Here is an 18,473-nt window from a genome sequence, read left to right as displayed (position 1 = left end):
CAACAAGGCCCGTCCACAAGAGGGTTTCAGCATGGCGCGTGAGCAACCGACCCGGCTTACCGGCAACGGCAACAACGACGACTGCCCCACCGTCTACCGGACCGCTGGTGGATCCGTCGTCGTTCAGGGTGACCACTCCTCCGGTGATCTCGTTCGTTGCCCCATGCCCGAGTCCGTACGCGGCTATGTCTGGTTGTCGCGCCGGCGGATTTCGTACACCAGGAAGTCGACCCCGGGTCGGCCGAGTGCGGGGCCGGTGGGCACAGTGCCGGTCCGGATGAATCCGGCCTTGATCAGGACGCGGCCGGATGCCGGGTTGTCGGGATGGTGTTTGGCGCTGAGACGGATGATCCCCGCATGGGTGAAGGCGTAGCCAACGGCCTGTTTGAGGGCTTCCGTTGCGTAGCCGTTGCCCCAGGTGTTCTCGCGCAGGATGTAGCTGGCGGCGGCGTGTCTGTGCCCGCGGTTGCGGAACTTCACCAATCCGACGACGTCATCGCCGACCGTGATGGCGAAGCACCATCGTTCACGAGGAGTCGTGCGGGCGTGGGCAAGGGCGTTTTCCACGTAGTCCGCGGCCTCTTCAGCGGTCATTCCGTGAGTGCGGGTGAAGGTCACCGAGGCGCCGCTGTAGATCCGTTGGACGGCCGGAGCGTCGCCCGGGGTGAGGTCTCGCAGTTCGATCAAGGTCAGGCCTCCGTAAGCAGGGCAGCCACCTCGGTGGCGGAAGGTCGCCGGTCGGGGTCAGGGGCCAGGCATGCGGCGATGAGGTTCTCGAACGTGGGGAAGGGCCACGGCCGGGCGTCTTCGAGCGGGACGGTGTGGCCTTGCGCGATGGCCTGGAGCTTGGCCGTGCGGTCTGCTTCCCCCTCGTACGCCACGGGGCGACGCCCGGTCCAGCACCAGAACAACGAGGCTCCCAGGCCCCAGATATCGGCCGGTGGCTGGACGCGGACGTGCGTGTCATCGCTGGTGGACAAGAGGGCTTCGGCGACTTCGGGGGCGGTGGTGTGGGTGAGCGCGCCCCGGTACGGCAGTCGTTCGGCTTCTTCGGGGCCGCACGCCAGCGCGTAGTCGATCAGGTGCACTTCGCCTGAATCGACGAGGGTGACGAGGGTATTGGTGGGCTGCACGTCGGCGTGTGCCCATCCGGCAGCGTGCAGGGCGTCCAGACGCCGGGCCCAGGTCCGGGTGATGCCCAGCAGCCAGGGACGCACGGAGGGGCGGTTTCCCTCCGGGCCGCGGGTGAGGGCCAGGGCGCGCCACAGTGGGACGCCTTCGATCCATCGCACGGCAAGCCATCGGCCGCTTTCCCACGGGCCGGCGTCGATCCGGTAGGCGGAGTCGATGGCGCCCGCCTGCGTCAGGCGGATGAGGTGGCGGTTTTCCTGGTCCCTTCCCGCGGCCTTGTCCCGGGCATCGTCGCTGCCGGGTGCGTTGGCCTTGAGCGCCAGACGCATGGCCGGTGTGGTCACCTTCCAGGCCCTGGAACCGCGCCGGTCGCTGAGCAGATCAGCGGTGACAGGAGAGCCGAACCGTTCGGACAGAAGGTCTGTTGCCTCGTGTGGAGGCGCCGTCAGGTCAGGAGCTGTTTCGCCCATGGGCGTACCACCTTCCAGTCCTGCGAGAGGTCCCTGAACACCTCGCGTCCATCGTCCACCGCACGCGCCACGGCGACGGCAAGCTCCGGTGTCCGGCTCAGAAATCGTCGCGGATCGCGAGGGCGTACAGCCACCCGCACGGGGAGGAACGAAAACGGGGGTGCCGGGATACTGCGGCCGTAGCGGTTGCTGCCCTGCTCGCCCGCCCAGAATTTTCCGAACATCAGCCCAACCGGCCCGTACAGGTTCTTCAACGCCCAGTGTGGCCAGGCCATCAGCTCGCCAGGGCCGACCCCGTCACCGCCGAGGAGAACGATGTTCTCGCACACAAGCGCGCCGTGCGACCGGGTCGTCAACGGCCGTACCCATTCCGCGGCTTGCACACCGGCGTGGAACACCTCGGCCTCGGCCGACTCCGCATCTCCAGCGATTTCGTACACCGTCCACCCCGTCAGCCCCCGCGCCATCGACGGCGCCAGATACGGACAGTGTGCCGACACCGCGCGAACGTAGCCGGCGACGTCCACCGTCTTCGGCCTGACGGCGCGTTCCTCGATGAGGCGGAGCGCCCCAGCCGTAGGCCGGAGCGCTCCGTCGGCGTGCAGGGCGGTCACGACGCGGTGACCTTGCGCCGCTTCGGGACACCATCGCCGCCATCGCCAGGGGCGGGGGAACAGTCCCATTCGGCGACCACTTCACCGGTCTCCCGGTAGTGGGTGAGTCGGTTCTCGTCGACCTGGCCGTCACTGCCGGTGAACCAGATCTCCGGCAGCGATCCGTACCTCTCCTCGTACCCAGAGGTCCAGGAGATCCGGCCGTTCCCGTGGCTGCTCATGTGCCCGAGCATCTGCCCGGCGTGCCGGGCGCTGAACTCGGCGTACTCGGCGGTGTGCAGCAGGCGGTGCCATTCGGCGTCGATGACGGGGCAGAACATCTGTGGCGCGGGGCGGCCGGTCTCCAACTGCTGGGCGCTCACCGTGAAGAATTTGGCCAGTTCGACGCGTTCCGGGGTCTGTGTGGTGCTCATTTCGTGCTCCTCTTGTTGATTCGAGTGGTGCTGACGAACTTTCGATGTCGCCCTGGCGCCTCCGGCTGCGTTCGTCCAAGCAACCGGCGGCGGTCGTACGCTCTGCGGCAGGGGGCGGTTCGGCCGGGCGCGATGCCTTGCGCTCTGCCGCAGGACAGCCCATGGCCTGGTGTCGGTCACGCTCATTACCCTCGCCAACAGGGGCGACGGGGTGGCCGGGGAGTGTGGATGCGGGGCGAACCCCTCGGGGAGGGCGAAGTGCGGCTCACCAAGTGCGCGTAGCAGTTGCCGGTCTCCGGAGAAGGGGGTGCGGGCATGGAGCCAGCGATGGTTGTCGAGCAGATAACCCTGCCCGGCCCGGAGGGTGATGCGGCGCCGGCTGTCGGCGACGGCGCCGCGCAGGCGGGCGAGGTACGGCCGGGCGAGGGGACTCCACCGGGCCAGTCCGTCCTGGCGCAGCCGTATGGAGATCCGTCCGTCGGCGTGGGCGGTGAGGACCTGGGTGGTGTGGCCGGCCCCGGCCCCGAAGTGCGCGGTACGGGGCTGGGCCAACATGACGGCTGCTTCTCGGCACCTGCCCACGAGCAGGTCGTGGACATCGCGCCCGTCGGCGAGGAGGACGTCACCGCCCCTGGGCGCGGGGCGCAGGCACACCAGGAGCATCAGGCGTGGCGGCTTGGGGACGCCGGATCGTTCTGTGTGCGCCGGCAGTTCGCCGCTGCCGAGTCCGGCGAAGCCCGCACGGTGGGCATGGCTGCCCGTGTCGCGGATCAGGGTCAGACCATCCGGTGCGCTGTGCGGGTGCGGTGTGACGGCCATCAGCCGTGTGGCGAACATCAGGACCTCGTTCCGGGTCCGGAGTCCGTCGACGGTGACGAGGCCGGTCTCGCGAAGCTGGGCGGCGAGCACGTCGTCGGCGTGCGGGGCACGGATGGTGACGTAGTGGTCAGCGAAGAACGTCTCGCAGCCTGTTGTGGCATCGCGCATCGCCGTACTCCTTCGATCGGGGCAGGTGTGATCAGGGTGGGGATCCGGGGCTCTCGGGGTAAAGCGACTGATTGTCGACTCGGGCAAATCGCTCGCGGCGGAGGCGGGTTGGGTGATGCGTGCTACGTTCCGAAAGCCCGGGCCGCATACCGCAGGACACGAGGACCGACATGACCTACATGCCGCCGCTCTGGCCCGTCTCCGTGAAGGGCGTCGCGCTCGACGGGCGGGACCGCGTACTGCTGCTGAAGAACGAGCGCGACGAATGGGAGCTGCCCGGCGGCCGCCTGGAGATCGGCAGTGCGGACGGCGCCGTACCGACGGACGCCAGTCCCGAGGCCGCGCTGGAACGGGAGATCCAGGAGGAGACCGGCTGGGAGGTGGAGGCCGGCCCGCTGATCGGTGGTGGGACGTGGATCTACCAGCCGATCCCCGGGCGGAGAGTGCTGATCGTCACCTACGGCTGCGCCGTGCTGACCCCCGACCGGCCGCCGGTCGTCAGCCACGAGCACAAGCAGCTCGGCATGTTCGCCGCCGACGAGGTGTCCGGGCTGAACATGCCCGACGGCTACAAACAGGCCATCGCCGCCTGGTTCGGCCGCAGGCACGCGGACCCGTCAGACCTGGACGACTCCGAGCGGATGTAGTCGACGACGGCCGGGGGCGAGATCGTGCAGCGAACGGAAACGAGCCGGACCCCGACGCCCCGGCCCTCAGCCCGACACGCCCAGTGGCACTGGGCGACCCCGCAGGCCCAACTCATCCTCGCCACGCGGGATCTGGCTGCCATCATGCGGTTCTACCGGCGGGTGCACGGCATCAACCAGACCTCCCTCGGCGACCTCCTCGGTTACGACAAGACCTACATCTCCGCCCTCGAACTGGGGAAGCGCGCCCTCGACGACGTCGGCTCCCGCCGCCGCATCTGCGCAGCTCTGCAACTGCCGCCGCACGTCCTGGGGATCACCGACCCCGCCGATACGGACCACCAGGCGATGCTGCAGTTCGGGGAGTCCACCGTCCGGCTCGCCGAGATCGCCCGCCAGTCCGGCCACGCCTCCGAGGCTGTCGCCGAACTGTGGCCGCTCGTCGCCCGGCTCGAAGCCCGCATCGATGACGGCCACACCGAGCGAGACGTGCTGTACCTACTCGCCCGGGCTCGTGTGGGCCTCGGCGTCGCCCTGGGAAACGTGCTGCCCGAGGAGCGTCTCGCCACGGCGCCCACTGGACGGCCAAGAGCCTGAACATTGCCGAGTACTTCCAGGACCCGGGCATGACCTCGTACGCGCTGCGCATGCACGGTAACGAGCTGCGCAAGGCCAGCCTGCGGGGAGCGGCCGTCCAGCGACTGTGCCGCGCCGCGGCCACCGCGCCCAACGACACCGCCCGAGCCGCCGCTCTGCCACTCCTCGCCCGTGCGGCCGGCGCATTGCGCAACGGCCGGCTCTTCGACCGCGTGATGCGGGAGACCGACGACCTGCTCTCCCGCGTCGACCACACCAGCCTGTTCAACCCCTTCTCGCTCCACGAGATCCGTCTGCGCGGTCTCGTCTCCACAGGACGAACGGACGTGGCCATGCGGCTGGTGGAGCAGAGCCCGGCGCCTACGACGGGCGTGGCCCCGCAGTGGCGTGTCATCGAGCTGATCACCGTCGCTCACGTCCAGCTGCTTGCCGACGACCGCGGCGGCGCCGCCGAGTCGCTGGGCAGCGCGATCCGAGAGGCGGCCACGCAGCGCCTGCCCCATCAGCTCCAACGGATCACGCGTACCGCGGGAACCCGGCTGCCCGCTCTGCATGCCGCGGCCTCGCAGTCTCTGGAGCAGATACGGAGCGAGATGGCTGCCTGAGCCGTGTTCCGGGCCGGCTGAGGGCGCCGAGCGACAACACCTCGGCGTGCCGGGTGGAGCAGCGTCCTGAAAGCTCAGCCCGCGAATGGGGTCGAGCAGAGCAGAGCCCCACCGGTTCCCCTTCCCTGCCGGTGGGGGTCTCCATGTGGCCACACCTGGTGTGCCGTTGAAGGGCTGTGGCGGACACGAGGAGCGGTGGAGCGAACATGCGCCGGTTACGGTGGTTTACGAGATCTGAGGTGGAGGGGGCAGCTGCCCTTTCCCGTTCCGGAAAGCCGTAGTCCTTGAACCCGTAGCCGCTGTGTCGCCGGCATCGAACGCGACAGACGAGGCGACGAGGGGTGAGGATGCTTCGGAAACTCTCCGGTGAACCGGACTGCAAGAACGGTACGTGCCCGACCTTATGGGGTACCGAGGACTCCGATCATTACGTGGCCCAGGGGCATGTCATCACCGACGTGGCGCGACTGGAACAACTCGACCTGCCCGAGGGGGAGACGGCTGTAATGGTTCCCGCAGCTGTCCTGGAGGAGTACTTCCATGCTCGACGGTGAAGCGTTCGGCCGGATCTTCGGAACCTTCCGGCACACCGCCTTTCGGCTGGAGACTCTCAGCGTCCACGACGTGGAAGAGGAACGGGGAGAGTTCGAGGCGTTCCTGGCCGGGAAGCCCATGCCGCCCGACCCGAGTGACAACCCCTGGGTACGGTCCATGACGGAACTCGGGAAGTCCGGGACGCGAGGTGACCCGGGCGCCGCCGTTCTCGCCTCTCGCCCGGTGCGGACCCCACGGGCGAACGGTCGGTATCCACAAGGGCTTTCGGAATTCTCAGAGGCTTTCGTGCTGTGCCGCCCCTGGCAACGGCACGCGGCTTCACCCACCACGGTGCCGCGTGCCGTTGCGCTCCTCCGCCCCCGTGCATCGGATCAGGGCCGCCCCCGGCCCCTGCCCGATCAGGGGTGGTAGTGCTCGGCGACCGTGGTGGCCACGCCGTTCTTGACCGTGACGCGGATCCGGACGCTGTTTGTCTTCGCGGCCTTCGTCAGCTGCGCCTCGGTGCACTTCGAGGTGCCGTAGCCCTGCTTGTCGATGGTGACGCTTCCGTCGGACGAGCAGATCGCCGCGGCGCCCAGCACCTTGGTGTGCGGGCCGACGTAGAAGCCCTGCTCGGCACCGGACTTCGGGGCGACCGTCATCTTGCCCGGGGCGAGGTACTTCAGGGTGCCGTGCCAGGTGCCACTGACGCCGTGGGCGACGGCCGAGGTGTGCGCGGCGGGCGTGGCCGGGGCGGTGGCGGCGTTGCTGACGGCGGCGGTCAGTCCGACGGCGGCGACGGCGAGCAGCGAAGCGGTGGCGAGGCGGCCGGCCCGGCGTGCGGTGGAGCGGTACATGGACGTTCCCCTTTGGCGAGTGCCACCCGGCCGGTCGGCGCCGGGTGATCGGTGCGAACAGGAGTAAGCCTGTCGGTCACCGCTGTTGCGTCGCTAACACGGGGCTAATGGCTGGGTGCCGTGCTGCTTACGCGGGGAACTCGCCCGCCTTGACGCCGGCGATGAAGCCCGCGAAGGAGGCGGCGGGGAAGGAGAGGGTGGGGCCGTCGGGGGTCTTGCTGTCCCGGACCCGGATCGGGACCGCGCCGGTGGCGGAAATGGAAGTGGGAGCCCATTCCAGGCAGTTGCCGTTGTCCGCGCTGCTGTAGCTGGACTTGATCCAGGAGTAGTTCACGGGCGGGGTCACAGTGCCTCCATGGACTTGCGGATCATCTGGGCTGACGCGTCGCGCGAAAGTGCTGATGCGGTAAGGACATTGTAGAACCACGAAAGCTGCCGCAGCTCTGCCGATTCCTCGATGACGGCGCCCGAGCGAACGCCTTCCGCGTACGCGATGGGCGGGCCTTCCGTGGTGGTCAGGATCGACATGGAGCCGTCCACCAGACCGTGTGCGCCCGCGTCGAGGGGAAGCACCTGGAGCACTATCGTCGGGCGAGAGCCTTGGGCCAGGAGGGCTGCCAACTGCTCCCGCATCACCTCATTGCCTCCGACCGTCCGCCGGATGACCGACTCGCACAGGACGACGGAGAAGTCGGGCGGCGCGCTTCCCTCCAGGATCCTCTGCCGGGCGATTCGGCTGTTCACCTTCTCTGCCAGCTCCTTCTCGCTGGCCCGGGGATTACCACCGCGGAGAACGGCTCGCGCGTAGCCGGGGGTCTGCAAGAGTCCGGGCACGACCGTCGGCGACCACTCCGTGATGCTCAGGGCCTTCGGCTCCAGCTCGATCCGCCTCCGTGAGTGCATCGCGAACGATTGCGCCGTGATGTCCGCGTACAGCCGCTTGTACTTCCCATCCGTCTTGAACACCTGGTCCAGGAGTGCGGGCAGTTCCGGTGGGATCGGGCTGGTGCCTGCTTCCACTCGGGAGATCGTGCTCTTGGAGACTCGCGCCATCTTTGCCAGCTGGGTCTGGTTCAGGCGCCGCTCCGGGTACAACTCCCGGTCGTTGCGGCACTCTTCGGCGAACACCCGGCGCGGGTCCTCCACGGCCTCCGCGCTCCCCGGCGCGTCGTGCTGGTCACTCATTTTGCCCCCTGACCATCGAACTGGTCACTCACTGTGGTGGAAATGTTTCGCACGGTCACATGTGTACGCATATGCCAGAACACCCAAAGCGCAGGTCGGGTGCCGATTCCCCTTTCCGGTGCCCGGGTTCGTCTCGTTACTTGTGCACAAGCAGGTGCAGCACAGGGAGCGAGGGAGGTGCGATGACCTATCGCGAAGGCACATGGGTGATCGACAGCGTCAGCGGGCGGCTCGGTCAGGTGATGGGCGAATTCGGTCAACGGGTCGCACTGCGGGGGCCGGGTGGCGGTACGGAGTGGGAGGCCGATCCCGTCGCGCTGCGGCTGGCGACGCGGGCCGAGAGGGAAGCGGCCGGTGTCCGGGGTGCGGAGGCGACGGGCGGGGTGGTGGCGTGACGGGCGCGGGGGAGCGGAGGCAGGGGTTGCCTTTCGAGCCGACCGGTGATCCGTTTCCGCTCAAGGACCCGGTGGTGGACGGGAGTTGTGGCCCTTGCCTGGCTCGCGTTCGGTTACGGGACGAGGCGCGCGGGCGGGGCGATCTGTCGGCGGCCGTGGACAGGAATGTCGAGATCGCCCGGTGTGATCACGGGGTGGTACCGGGTGCCGGAGTGTGGCGGGAGCGTGATGCTGCCCATGGCTGATTCGGTGGATCAGGTCCCCGCATCCGACGCCCTTCGTGAACTGCTTCAGGCGGCCGATGATGCGCGTCTGGACTGGCCGGGCATCGGTGCCGTCGTGATGCCGCTGCCCACCGGCTGGCTGCCGCTGGGGGCGGTGCATGCCGCTGCCGCTCGTCGTCTCGCCGCGGTCATTCGCGCCGGATGTGCCGCGCCGCAGCCCCGGACGTGCGGGGGTCCGGATCGCCCGGCTACCGGCAAGGTGCCTTTGCGGCGCGGGAGTTGGCGGGCGCGCTGGCGGCGCACGGGTATGCGGTCAACGTCTGGGCAGCCGAGCCGGACGGGCGGATGCCGTGCGTCCGCATCCACCGGCCCTTCAGCGCGGCGACCGCCCGGCTGATCACCAACGCCGTCAATGTCTGGCCGCCGCACATGCCGGTGCCGGGTGGGCCGTAGAGGGGGTTCGGAGTGGTGGAACTGGTAGCTCATTAGGGGGAGTTGGGGGATCGCGGGCGGACAGCGGGGCGGCCGGGCACGTAAGAACGCGAAGAGCGGAGAAGGCTGGCGAAGGCCGGTCAAGGCCGACAGGGGCCGGTGGAGGAGGGCGTTTCGCCATGAGTGGCAGCGTGTGCAGGGAAGGCGCCTTCGGGCGTACGGAGTGGGGGCGTGCGCTGATGGCGGGCGGCGCGCTGTCTCCTGACTGGGCGGGTGCGTACGCGGCGGTGCCGCGGGGTGCGTTTCTGCCCGATCGCATCTGGCCCTACGACATGGCGGGCGGCCGCAGCGTGGCCGTCTCCCGTACGGACGACCCGGAGGTGTGGCAGGCGTACGTGGATTCCGACTGCCCCGTCACCGTTCAGTGGGACGACGGCGCGCATGACGGCCCGGGGCCGGGCGAGGTGCCCACCAGTTCCGCGTCCATGCCCAGCGTGGTCTTCCGGATGCTTCAGGACCTGGACCTGCGGCCGGGGCACAAGGTGCTGGAGATCGGTACGGGCACGGGGTGGAACGCCGCCCTCCTGAGCCGCAGGGCCGGGCGGGGCCGGGTCGTCACGGTGGAGGTGGACGGGGCGGTGGCCGGGGCGGCGCGGGCGAGGCTGGCGGCGTTCGGCTGTGGTGCGTCGGTCGTGCACGGTGACGGGGCCGAGGGGTATCCGCCGGGCGCGCCCTTCCATCGCGTCGTGGCCACGTGCGGCATCCGGCGCGTCCCGTGGGCCTGGATCGAGCAGTGCCGTCCGGGCGGGCTCGTCGTCGCTCCGTGGGGGACGCACTTCGGCAACGGTGACGCGGTGGCCCGGCTGCGGGTCGCGGAGGACGGGCTGAGCGCTTCGGGGCGGTTCACCGGGCCGGTGGAATTCATGAAGCTGCGTGCTCAGCGCCTGCCGCCCGTGGTGCATTCCGCGTACGTCACCGGCAGCGTGGCCGACGGTGCCGAGACCTCCGCGCGCCTCACGGAAGCGGAGTTCATCGGGGAGCGGTCCGGCCCCCAGCAGTTCGCGCTGGGCCTGCGCGTACCGGATTGCCTGCGCGTCCTGGCCGAGAAGCGCGAGGGCGCCCGGCCGGTGTGGTTCTACGGCCTTGCCGACCGCTCCTGGGCATGCTGCATGTTCCGGGACGGCGGCACCGCCCGGGTCTGGCAGCACGGGCCGCGGCGGCTGTGGGACGAGGCGGAGGCCGCGTTCCGCTGGTGGACGGAGAACGGGCGGCCTGGGCACGACCGGTTCGGGCTGACGGTGTCCGGCGGTGGCGAGGCGGCGTGGCTGGACGATCCGGGCCGTGCGTGGCCGTTGTGAGGCCCGGCCTACGGCGCTCCCTCCCGCCCGCCGTCGCCGCCTACCCAAGCCTCCAGTTCTGCGCGGATGCGACGGTCCATGGCCATGGCGAGTTCTGCGTCGACCACGGCCTCGGAGACGGGGCGGAGTTCTTCGATGGTGTGGGTGATGCGGTCGGTGTCGTGGGGGGTGAGGGGGGCTTGGGCGGTGGGGTTCGGGGGGTCGGTGAGGAGGTAGGTGCGGATGAGGGTGGTGAAGATGCCGGCGATGGCGTCGGCATGGGTGCGGACGGCGCGGCCCGCTTCCAGGACGTCGGCCAGGGGGACGCCCTTGGCGACGAGGGCGGTGGAGGCGTCCAGCAGGCGGCGGCTGATGTGGACGAACTCGTCGCCGTCGACGGCTATGTAGCCGATGTCGAGGGAGGCGGCGAGGTTTTCGGCGGTGACGTCGTCGCGGAAGTGGTCGGCCAGGGCCTCGGGGGTGAGGCGGACCGGGGTCTCGTCGGACCAGGGGGAGACGAAGGTCTGCTCCAGGCCGAGGAGTTCGCCGACGTCCCGGCCGCTCTCGAAGGCGGAGAGGAGTTCGGCGATGCCGCCGAGGGTGTGGCCGCGGTCGAGGAGGGCGGCGATGGTGCGCAGGCGGGCGAGGTGGTGCTCGTTGTACCAGGCGATGCGGCCCTCGCGGCGCGGGGCGGGGATGAGCTTGCGCTCGCGGTAGAAGCGCAGCGTACGGACGGTGATGCCGGCTTCGTCGGCCAGTTCGGCCATCCGGAATTCGCGGTCCTTGGGCACTTCGTGCGGGTTCTCGTTCGCAGCCACGCGTTCACCCTATGCGGGTGACGTTCGGCCGATCCGAGTGCAACCGGCGGTAACTTCCCACCCCGCGACCCCTACCGCTCAGTACGGCGCTGCCCTACTCTCCAATCGTGCCAGTGATTGCTGGCGCGATGGGGACGGACACGGAGCGACCTCGGGAGGCGGCGGCATGGCCGAGCGCGAGCGGGAGCATGTGCGTGTGGCGGTGATCGGATCGGGATTCGGCGGTCTGGGGGCGGCCGTCCGGCTGCGGCGCCAGGGAATCACCGACTTCGTGGTCCTGGAACGGGCCGGATCGGTGGGCGGAACCTGGCGGGACAACAGCTATCCGGGGTGCGCCTGCGACGTGCCCTCGCATCTGTACTCGTTCTCCTTCGCGCCCAACCCCCGGTGGCCACGGAACTTCTCCGGGCAGCCGCACATCCGCGCGTACCTGGAGCACGTCACCGACACCTTCGGGCTCCGCCCGCACCTGCGCTTCCACTCCGAGGTGCAGAGCCTGCGGTGGAGCAACGAGGACCTGTGGTGGGAGATCGGGACGGCGAGCGGGCCGCTGGTGGCCGATGTGGTCGTCTCGGCGACCGGGCCGCTGTCCGACCCGAAGATCCCGGACATCCCCGGCATCGACACGTTCCCCGGCAAGGTCTTCCACTCCGCGCGCTGGGACCACGACCACGACCTGCGCGGCAAGCGGGTCGCGATGATCGGCACCGGCGCGTCGGCCATCCAGATCGTGCCCGCCATCCAGCCCGACGTGGGCCGCCTCAGCCTCTTCCAGCGCACCCCCGCCTGGGTCCTGCCGCGCGCCGACCGCAAGATCACCGCGGCCGAGCAGTGGCTGCACACCAGGATCCCCGCCACCCGCGCGGCCCGCCGCGGCCTGCTCTGGGGCATCAGGGAACTCCAGGTCAGCGCCTTCACCAAGCGGCCCGACGAACTGGGCCTGATCGAAGTGCTGGGCCGCGCCCACATGAAGAAGGCCGTCAAGGACCCCGAGCTGCGCGCCAAGCTCAGCCCGGACTACCGCATCGGCTGCAAGCGCATCCTGCTCTCCAACACGTACTACCCGGCGCTCGCCCAGCCGAATGTGGACGTGATCGCGGCCGGTCTGAAGGAGGTGCGGGGCAACACCCTGATCGGCTCGGACGGGAGCCGGACGGAGGCCGACGCGATCATCTTCGGCACCGGCTTCCACGTCACGGACATGCCGATCGGACACCGCGTCACCGGCGCCCGCGGCACCACACTCGCCGAGGAGTGGAAGGACGGCATGGAGGCGCTGCGCGGTGCCAGCGCGGCCGGCTTCCCCAACTTCCTCACCATCATCGGCCCCAACACCGGCCTCGGGAACAGCTCGATGATCCTCATGATCGAGGCCCAGCTGACCTACATGGCCGACTACCTCCGCCAACTCGACGTACTCGGCGGCCGGATCGCGCTCGACGCCCGCCCCGAAGCCGTCGCCGACTGGACCCGCCGCATACAGAAGCGGATGGAGCGCACGGTGTGGAACACCGGCGGCTGCGACAGCTGGTACCTCGACGCCAACGGACGCAACACCACCGCCTGGCCCGGCACCACGGCCGAGTTCAAGAAGGTCACCCGGCAGGTCGACCTCGCCGAGTACGAACTGCTGCGTCCCCCGGCCGGGCGGCGCACCCCCGCAACGACCGAGGAGGTCGCCGCATGAGCCGCCCCGGACACGCCACCGGCGGACCGTACGCCCCGCCCGCCCCGCGCCGCACGCTGACCGTGCCCTCCTCCGACGGAGCCCGGCTGCACACCGAGATCCACGGGCCCGACGACGCCCCCGCCGTCGTCCTCGTACACGGCTGGACCTGCTCCACCGCCTTCTGGGCACCGGTCGTCCGTGACCTCGCCGACGACCACAAGGTGATCCTGTACGACCTGCGCGGCCACGGCCGCACCCCCGCCGTCGGCCCCGGCGGCTACGGCACCCGCGCGCTCGCCGACGACCTCGCCGCCGTCCTCGACGCCACGCTGGAGCCAGGCGAACGCGCCGTCGTCGGCGGGCACTCCATGGGCGGCATGACGATCATGGCCGCCGCCGACCGGTCCGTGTTCCGCGAGCGGGCCGCCGCCGCCCTGCTGTGCAGCACCGGCAGCGCCGACCTGCCCGCCGAGTCCCGGGTGATCCCGCTGCGCACCCCCGCGGGCCGCCGCCGCGCCCACAAGCTGATGCTGGCCTCCCGCGCCCCTCTCGGGCCCGTCAGCGCGCTCACCAGGCGGACCCTGCGCTACGCCACGATGGGCGCCGGCGCGTCAGCCGAGCAGATCGAGGCGTGCGCCCGCATCGTGCACGCCTGCCCGCCCGCCGTGCGCTCCCGCTGGGGCCGCGTCCTGTACGGCCTCGAACTGACCGGCGGCGCCGCCCGGTTGGAGCTGCCCACCGCCGTCGTCATCGGCACCGCCGACCGGCTCACCCCGCTCGTGCACGCCCGCCGGCTCGCCTCCGTGCTGCCCGACTGCCGCGGCGTGACCGAGCTGCCGGGGCTCGGCCACATGGTGCCCCTGGAGGACGCCGGAGCGGTGTCCGGGCGGCTGCGGGAACTCGTCGCGGGCCACCTGACGGCACAGTCCGCCGCCGACCGGCCACCGTCGCAGCAGAAGCGTCAGAAGAAGGAGAAGGCGGCATGAGCGCACGCAGGAACCTGGAAGGCCAGGTCGTCGTCGTCACCGGAGCCGCGCGCGGGGTCGGCGAACTGCTGGCCCGCAAACTGTCCGCGCGCGGCGCCACCCTGGCGCTGGTCGGCCTGGAGCCGGACGCGCTGCGCGAGGTCGCCGCCTCGCTGCACGGCCCGGCCCACCACTGGTACGCCGACGTCACCGACCACGAGGCGATGGCGCAGGTCGCGAGCCAGGTCAAGGCGCGCTTCGGGAAGGTTGACGCGGTCGTCGCCAACGCCGGAGTGGCCACCGGCGGACCGTTCGTGGACTCCGACCCGGTCGCCTGGAGGCGGGTCATCGAGGTCAACCTCATCGGCGGCGCGGTCACCGGGCGGGCCTTCCTGCCCGTCCTGATGGAGTCCCGCGGCTACTTCCTCCAGATCGCCTCGCTCGCCGCGATCACCCCGGCCCCGATGATGACCGCGTACTGCGCGTCCAAGTCGGGAGTCGAAGCCTTCGCGCACAGCCTGCGCGCCGAGGTCGGCCACAAGGGTGTACGGGTCGGCGTCGGCTACCTGAGCTGGACCGACACCGACATGGTGCGCGGCGCCGACCAGGACGACGTCATGCGCGAACTGCGCTCCCGGCTGCCCTGGCCCTCCAACAAGACGTACCCGCTGGGCCCGGCCGTCGACCGGATCGTGGACGGCATCGCGCGGCGCTCCGCGCACGTCTACGGGCAGTGGTGGCTGCGCGGGATGCAGTCGGTCCGCGGGTATCTGCCGACGGTCATCGGGACGGCCGGGCAGCGCGAGATGCGGCGCTTCGGCGACCGGGTCGACGGGATGCGGATCGGCCTGGTCGGCGCGGGCGGCGAGGCCGACGAGAAGGCACGCGCGGACCGGTAAGGGGGGACGGAAGGGCGTGCCCGAGCGCAACCGGGCGCGCCCTTCCCGGCGCGTCCTACGTCATGTCGGCACGGCGCGGCGGGAGTTCGGGCCGCCGCAGGTCGGGCACGTCCGCGAGGTCGGGCGGGGACGCGGCGGGATGCCGCTCCAGCAGGTCGAGCGCGGTGCGGACCGCGACGCCGAGCTGCGGGTGCCGGCCCTCGGCCCAGTGCAGCGGCGAGCGCAGCGCCTCGATGTCCACCTCGACACCGTGGTTCTCCACGCCCCAGCCGAACACCTTGAACCAGGCGGCGTTCATCGGCACCGTGATCGCGGTGCCGTCCCCGAGCCGGTGCCTGCCGGTCATCCCGACCACCCCGCCCCAGGTGCGCATCCCGACCACCGGGCCGATGCCCTGGAGCTTGAACGCCGCGGTGATCATGTCACCGTCGGACGAGGTCATTTCGTCGGCGACCGCGACGACCGGGCCGCGCGGCGCGTTGCTGGTGTACGACACCGGCTGGGCGTCGCGGGTCAGATCCCAGCCCATGATGGTCCGGGTCAGCTTCTCGATGACCAGCTCGGAGATGTTGCCGCCCGCGTTGCCCCGTACGTCCACGATCAGCGCGGGCCGCGACATCTCCATCCGCAGGTCGCGGTTGAACTGCGCCCAGCCCGAGCCGCCCATGTCGGGGATGTGCAGATAGCCGCATTTTCCGCCGCTCAACTCCCGTACCACTTCCCGCCGTTTGGCCACCCAGTCCTGGTAGCGCAGCGGCCGCTCGTCGACCAGCGGCACCACCGCGACCCGGCGCGGCGGGCCCGAGCCCTCGGCGGGGGTGAAGGTCAGCTCGACGGTGGTGCCGCCGGTCGCCGCCAGCAGCGGATACGGGCCGCTCACCGGGTCGACCCGGCGGCCGTCCACATGCGTGAGCGCGGCGCCCTCGCGGATGCCGGTACCGGCCAGCGGCGAACGGGCCTTGGAGTCCGACGAGTCACCGGGCAGGATCCGCTTGACCACCCAACGCCCGTCCCGTGGCACGAGGTTGGCGCCGAGCAGGCCCATGGCGCGCTGGTAGTGCGGCGGCCCCTCGTTGCGCCGGGCGCCGACCACGTACGCGTGCGAGGTGCCCAGCTCGCCCAGGACCTCCCGCAGCAGATCCGCGAACTCGTCCGGCGACGCGACCCGTTCGAGCAGCGGACGGTACTGCGTCAGCACCGCGTCCCAGTCGATCCCGCACATCTTCGGATCCCAGAAGTACGCCCGGACGATCCGGCCCGCCTCCTCGAACGCCTGCCGCCACTCCGCCTCGGGATGCACCTCGTGCAGGATCCGCCGCGGGTCCAGGTAGACCGTCGTGTCACTGTCCGGCGGCTCGGTCGCGGGCACCGCACGCAGCTCGCCCTCGTCGTTGACGACCAGCCGGGAACCGTCGCCGCTGAGCGCGAACGAGTCCAGGGAGCTGGTGAGTTCGGTGCGCCGGGCCTTCGTCAGGTCGAAGTGCTCCAGGGTCGGCTGGCCCGAGGTGTTGTCCGGGTTGGCGAACGTCTCGCCCAGCGCCCCGGAGATCGGCCAGCGCAGCCACACCAGGCCGCCGCCGCTGACCGGGCAGAGCGAGGAGTACTTGGACGCGGCGACCGGAAAGGGCGTGACCCGCTCGGGCAGCCCCTCCACCTCGACCAGCACCTGCCCCTCACCCACCGGCGGGTTCTCCGCCGGATCCAGGCCGCCGGCGGCAGGCCGGCCCTCCGGCGACAGCGCGAACGGCGAGGGCGTCGCCGACGACAGCGGCACCAGGTACGGGCGGCAGCCCAGCGGGAACGACAGGTCGCCGGTGTGCACGTCGTAGACCGGGTCGAACCCCCGCCAGGACAGGAACGCCAGATAGCGGCCGTCGCGGGTGAAGACCGGCTGCTCGTCCTCGAAGCGCCCGTTGGTGACGTCCACGATCGTCCGGTCCGACAGCTTCGCCATCCTGATCTGCCGCAGCGACCTGCCGATGCCCGGATGCGACCAGGTCAGCCACCGCGAGTCCGGCGAGAACGCCAGATCGCGCACCGGCCCGTTCGTGGACCGGACCAGCTCGCCGACCTCCTCGCCCGCCTCCTCACCGACACCCGCACCGGCCTCCTCCGCAGCGCCCGCCCCGGCGCCCTCCTCCCGGTCCTCCGGCCGCGTCACGTCCACCAGCAGCAGCCTGCCGTCGTGCGAGGCCACCGCGACCCGCTCGCCGTCCGGCGACGCGACCATCTCCTGGACCCGGCCCAGCTCCCCGGCCGCCAGCCTGCGCGGCTCACCCACCCCGCTGGCCCGGGGCAGCCCGGCGATCTCGATCGCGTCGTCGCCCTCCGCGTCGGTGACGTACGCGATCCGGCCGCTGGACCCCAGCATCTCCGGCAGCCTGACCCGGACACCGGGCACGTCGTACAGGGCGCGGGCCGGGCCGTCGCGGTGCGTGAGCCAGTACAGGCTGCCGCGGACCCCGACCGCGCTGGCCCGCCCGGTCGTGTCCACCGCGAGCGAGGTGACGTGCGAGGCGGCCGGCACCTGGTATGTACGGCGCCCGGCGCGCGGGCCGCCGAGCCGCACCGCCAGCTTCCGCGGCAGCGCCTGCGGGCCCAGGTCGTCGATCAGCCAGAGGTCGCCCGCGCACTGGTAGACGATGCGCGCGCCGTCGGTCGAGGCGTGCCGGGCGTAGAAGTCGCCGTGGTCGGTGTGCCGCCGCAGGTCCGTGCTGTCCGGCAGGCAGGAGTAGACGTTGCCGACACCCTCGTGGTCGGAGAGGAAGGCGATCCGGCCGCCGACGAACATCACCGCGTCGAGATGCCCCCGCAGATCCGGCATCAGCCGGGTGCCGTGCAGCCACATCCGGCCCATCGCGCCGCCCCGGTATCGCTTCCATGCGGCCGGCTCGTGCGGCGGCTTGCCGCTCAGCAGCAGCGTGCGCCGCTCCCCGTCGAAGTCCGCGACGGCGATGTCGGACACCGGGCCCCACGGCAGCCGCCCGCCAGGACTGCCGTCCGGCGGCAGGCTGTACGCCCACGAGTAGTACGAGAACGGCTGACCGTGCGAGGAGACCGCCAGGATCTGTGCATTGCCGTCCTCGTCGGGCGGCGTCCAGCCGCACACCCTGGTGTCCGTGCTGCCCCAGTACGTCAGCCGCCGCGCAGGACCGCCGTCGACCGGCGCCAGATGCACCTCGGGGTCGAGGCTGCGCCAGGTGGTGAACGCGATGTGCCGGCCGTCGGGCGAGAAGCGCGGGTGGCCGACCCGGGTACGGTCCACGGTCAGCCGCCAGGCCCGCTCCGGCCGCGCGCCGTCCGCCGCGACCGGCGCCACCCACAGGTCGTCCTCGGCGGCGAAACAGACCATGTCGCCGTGCAGATGCGGATACCGCAGATACGACGGGGGCGGCGGGCCCGGTGGCGCGGGCATTCTGCGCAGCCGTCCGGGAGGTCTCGCGGGATTCGGCTCCGAGTGCGGCCCGACGGCCTCGCGTGCGTCGCTCACCCACCCATCGTTTCGGCGCGGGCGGGGCGCGGCAACTCGGCCCGCACCCCGCCGCACGCTTCCGGCCGCGGTCCCCGCGCGGCCCGCCACCGCGACGGCCGCCGCCCCGTTCCACGTCACGGGCGCCCTCGCGGCCGCTTCGCGGGAGGCACCGCACGGGCGGGCCGCACGACCTGCTCCGCGACACGGTCCTGACGCACACCC

General features: G+C 71.1%; 20 protein-coding genes and 1 pseudogene. 12 read left to right on the top strand and 9 right to left on the bottom strand.

The features are described from left to right. Window positions 1-183: 183 nt before the first annotated feature. Genes LIU39_RS09530 through LIU39_RS09515 form a run of 4 tightly spaced genes read right to left on the bottom strand, consistent with a single transcriptional unit; the run spans window position 184 to window position 3,615 of the window. Window positions 184-687: a GNAT family N-acetyltransferase gene (locus LIU39_RS09530; RefSeq protein WP_227046178.1), complete on the bottom strand. Its 504-nt coding sequence runs from the start codon at window positions 685-687 to the stop codon at window positions 184-186. Between the two features lie 2 nt (window positions 688-689). Further along, complete coding sequence (locus LIU39_RS09525) at window positions 690-1,601, bottom strand: protein kinase domain-containing protein (RefSeq protein ID WP_227046177.1); 912 nt, start codon at window positions 1,599-1,601, stop codon at window positions 690-692. Next, window positions 1,577-2,215 (bottom strand): hypothetical protein, encoded by a 639-nt coding sequence (locus LIU39_RS09520; protein ID WP_227046176.1) that lies wholly within the window; start codon window positions 2,213-2,215, stop codon window positions 1,577-1,579. The genes LIU39_RS09525 and LIU39_RS09520 overlap by 25 nt, the downstream gene beginning before the upstream one ends. Beyond that, a complete protein-coding gene (locus LIU39_RS09515; protein WP_227046175.1) occupies window positions 2,212-3,615 on the bottom strand; it encodes a TauD/TfdA family dioxygenase in 1,404 nt (467 codons plus the stop codon). The genes LIU39_RS09520 and LIU39_RS09515 overlap by 4 nt, the downstream gene beginning before the upstream one ends. Window positions 3,616-3,785: 170 nt before the next feature. On the opposite strand from LIU39_RS09515, the gene LIU39_RS09510 reads away from it, so the two are divergent. From LIU39_RS09510 to LIU39_RS35510, 6 genes and pseudogenes are all read left to right on the top strand, one after another. Further along, window positions 3,786-4,262, top strand: a complete 477-nt coding sequence (locus LIU39_RS09510) for an NUDIX hydrolase (protein ID WP_227046173.1) — start codon at window positions 3,786-3,788, stop codon at window positions 4,260-4,262. 144 nt (window positions 4,263-4,406) lie between these two features. Further along, window positions 4,407-4,859 carry a helix-turn-helix domain-containing protein gene (locus LIU39_RS09505; RefSeq protein ID WP_227046170.1) on the top strand — a complete coding sequence of 151 codons (453 nt, stop codon included), beginning with the start codon at window positions 4,407-4,409 and terminating at the stop codon, window positions 4,857-4,859. A 29-nt stretch (window positions 4,860-4,888) separates the two neighbouring features. Then, entirely contained in the window at window positions 4,889-5,464 is a 576-nt protein-coding gene (locus LIU39_RS09500; protein WP_227046168.1) for a hypothetical protein, read from the top strand. Between the two features lie 139 nt (window positions 5,465-5,603). Further along, window positions 5,604-5,702 (top strand): annotated as a pseudogene (locus LIU39_RS35515) (exodeoxyribonuclease III); the annotation flags it as partial. Window positions 5,703-5,895: 193 nt separating this feature from the next. Then, window positions 5,896-6,018 (top strand): hypothetical protein, encoded by a 123-nt coding sequence (locus LIU39_RS34865; protein ID WP_264482574.1) that lies wholly within the window; start codon window positions 5,896-5,898, stop codon window positions 6,016-6,018. Continuing rightward, window positions 6,005-6,430 carry a DUF6879 family protein gene (locus LIU39_RS35510; protein ID WP_372463832.1) on the top strand — a complete coding sequence of 142 codons (426 nt, stop codon included), beginning with the start codon at window positions 6,005-6,007 and terminating at the stop codon, window positions 6,428-6,430. Before LIU39_RS34865 ends, LIU39_RS35510 begins: the two co-directional genes overlap by 14 nt. Here LIU39_RS35510 and LIU39_RS09495 read toward each other — a convergent pair. The 3 genes from LIU39_RS09495 to LIU39_RS09485 all read right to left on the bottom strand — a co-directional run bounded on the left by LIU39_RS09495 (window position 6,418) and on the right by LIU39_RS09485 (window position 8,001). Then, window positions 6,418-6,855, bottom strand: a complete 438-nt coding sequence (locus tag LIU39_RS09495; protein ID WP_227046167.1) for a hypothetical protein — start codon at window positions 6,853-6,855, stop codon at window positions 6,418-6,420. The two genes, LIU39_RS35510 and LIU39_RS09495, sit on opposite strands and share 13 nt — an antisense overlap. A 127-nt stretch (window positions 6,856-6,982) precedes the next feature. After that, window positions 6,983-7,201, bottom strand: coding sequence for a DUF397 domain-containing protein (locus LIU39_RS09490; RefSeq protein WP_227046166.1), 219 nt, complete (start codon window positions 7,199-7,201; stop codon window positions 6,983-6,985). Then, complete coding sequence (locus LIU39_RS09485) at window positions 7,198-8,001, bottom strand: helix-turn-helix domain-containing protein (protein WP_227046165.1); 804 nt, start codon at window positions 7,999-8,001, stop codon at window positions 7,198-7,200. The genes LIU39_RS09490 and LIU39_RS09485 overlap by 4 nt, the downstream gene beginning before the upstream one ends. Window positions 8,002-8,222: 221 nt before the next feature. Between LIU39_RS09485 and LIU39_RS09480 the strand changes: the two genes are divergently transcribed. The 3 genes from LIU39_RS09480 to LIU39_RS09470 all read left to right on the top strand — a co-directional run bounded on the left by LIU39_RS09480 (window position 8,223) and on the right by LIU39_RS09470 (window position 10,449). Then, window positions 8,223-8,435, top strand: a complete 213-nt coding sequence (locus LIU39_RS09480) for a hypothetical protein (RefSeq protein WP_227046163.1) — start codon at window positions 8,223-8,225, stop codon at window positions 8,433-8,435. Between the two features lie 425 nt (window positions 8,436-8,860). Continuing rightward, window positions 8,861-9,112 (top strand): hypothetical protein, encoded by a 252-nt coding sequence (locus LIU39_RS09475; RefSeq protein WP_227046161.1) that lies wholly within the window; start codon window positions 8,861-8,863, stop codon window positions 9,110-9,112. Window positions 9,113-9,270: 158 nt separating this feature from the next. Further along, entirely contained in the window at window positions 9,271-10,449 is a 1,179-nt protein-coding gene (locus LIU39_RS09470; RefSeq protein ID WP_227046159.1) for a methyltransferase domain-containing protein, read from the top strand. 8 nt (window positions 10,450-10,457) lie between these two features. Here the strand turns inward: LIU39_RS09470 and LIU39_RS09465 are convergent, their stop codons facing one another. Next, window positions 10,458-11,195: a MerR family transcriptional regulator gene (locus LIU39_RS09465; protein ID WP_227046225.1), complete on the bottom strand. Its 738-nt coding sequence runs from the start codon at window positions 11,193-11,195 to the stop codon at window positions 10,458-10,460. A 217-nt stretch (window positions 11,196-11,412) separates the two neighbouring features. Between LIU39_RS09465 and LIU39_RS09460 the strand changes: the two genes are divergently transcribed. From LIU39_RS09460 to LIU39_RS09450, 3 genes are read left to right on the top strand one after another with little or no spacing between them, the layout of a single operon-like run. Beyond that, the gene (locus LIU39_RS09460) at window positions 11,413-12,933 is read left to right on the top strand and encodes a flavin-containing monooxygenase (RefSeq protein WP_227046158.1); all 1,521 of its coding nucleotides are present in this window, start codon (window positions 11,413-11,415) and stop codon (window positions 12,931-12,933) included. Then, on the top strand, window positions 12,930-13,901 hold the full coding sequence (locus LIU39_RS09455; protein WP_227046157.1) for an alpha/beta fold hydrolase: 972 nt from the start codon (window positions 12,930-12,932) through the stop codon (window positions 13,899-13,901). The genes LIU39_RS09460 and LIU39_RS09455 overlap by 4 nt, the downstream gene beginning before the upstream one ends. After that, window positions 13,898-14,779, top strand: coding sequence for an SDR family oxidoreductase (locus LIU39_RS09450; protein ID WP_227046156.1), 882 nt, complete (start codon window positions 13,898-13,900; stop codon window positions 14,777-14,779). The genes LIU39_RS09455 and LIU39_RS09450 overlap by 4 nt, the downstream gene beginning before the upstream one ends. A 55-nt stretch (window positions 14,780-14,834) precedes the next feature. Here LIU39_RS09450 and LIU39_RS09445 read toward each other — a convergent pair whose 3' ends face one another. Further along, complete coding sequence (locus LIU39_RS09445) at window positions 14,835-18,194, bottom strand: S41 family peptidase (protein ID WP_227046224.1); 3,360 nt, start codon at window positions 18,192-18,194, stop codon at window positions 14,835-14,837. Between the last annotated feature and the right edge of the window lie 279 nt (window positions 18,195-18,473).

The organism is Streptomyces pinistramenti (assembly GCF_020564935.1).
GTDB classification, from domain to species: Bacteria; Actinomycetota; Actinomycetes; order Streptomycetales; family Streptomycetaceae; genus Streptomyces; species Streptomyces pinistramenti.
The sequence above is the reverse complement of the archived record's forward strand: the minus strand, read 5'-3'. Positions and strand labels throughout refer to the sequence as shown.

Excerpts from the sequence above, each read along its gene's own strand:
- LIU39_RS09525 (WP_227046177.1), bottom strand. The coding sequence starts at position 1,601 with ATGGGCGAAACAGCTCCTGACCTGACGGCGCCTCCACACGAGGCAACA.
- LIU39_RS09515 (WP_227046175.1), bottom strand. The coding sequence starts at position 3,615 with ATGCGCGATGCCACAACAGGCTGCGAGACGTTCTTCGCTGACCACTAC.
- LIU39_RS09510 (WP_227046173.1), top strand. The coding sequence starts at position 3,786 with ATGACCTACATGCCGCCGCTCTGGCCCGTCTCCGTGAAGGGCGTCGCG.
- LIU39_RS09505 (WP_227046170.1), top strand. The coding sequence starts at position 4,407 with ATGCGGTTCTACCGGCGGGTGCACGGCATCAACCAGACCTCCCTCGGC.
- LIU39_RS09500 (WP_227046168.1), top strand. The coding sequence starts at position 4,889 with ATGACCTCGTACGCGCTGCGCATGCACGGTAACGAGCTGCGCAAGGCC.
- LIU39_RS35510 (WP_372463832.1), top strand. The coding sequence starts at position 6,005 with ATGCTCGACGGTGAAGCGTTCGGCCGGATCTTCGGAACCTTCCGGCAC.
- LIU39_RS09495 (WP_227046167.1), bottom strand. The coding sequence starts at position 6,855 with ATGTACCGCTCCACCGCACGCCGGGCCGGCCGCCTCGCCACCGCTTCG.
- LIU39_RS09480 (WP_227046163.1), top strand. The coding sequence starts at position 8,223 with ATGACCTATCGCGAAGGCACATGGGTGATCGACAGCGTCAGCGGGCGG.
- LIU39_RS09475 (WP_227046161.1), top strand. The coding sequence starts at position 8,861 with ATGTGCCGCGCCGCAGCCCCGGACGTGCGGGGGTCCGGATCGCCCGGC.
- LIU39_RS09470 (WP_227046159.1), top strand. The coding sequence starts at position 9,271 with ATGAGTGGCAGCGTGTGCAGGGAAGGCGCCTTCGGGCGTACGGAGTGG.
- LIU39_RS09465 (WP_227046225.1), bottom strand. The coding sequence starts at position 11,195 with ATGGCCGAACTGGCCGACGAAGCCGGCATCACCGTCCGTACGCTGCGC.
- LIU39_RS09460 (WP_227046158.1), top strand. The coding sequence starts at position 11,413 with ATGGCCGAGCGCGAGCGGGAGCATGTGCGTGTGGCGGTGATCGGATCG.
- LIU39_RS09455 (WP_227046157.1), top strand. The coding sequence starts at position 12,930 with ATGAGCCGCCCCGGACACGCCACCGGCGGACCGTACGCCCCGCCCGCC.
- LIU39_RS09450 (WP_227046156.1), top strand. The coding sequence starts at position 13,898 with ATGAGCGCACGCAGGAACCTGGAAGGCCAGGTCGTCGTCGTCACCGGA.
- LIU39_RS09445 (WP_227046224.1), bottom strand. The coding sequence starts at position 18,194 with ATGCCCGCGCCACCGGGCCCGCCGCCCCCGTCGTATCTGCGGTATCCG.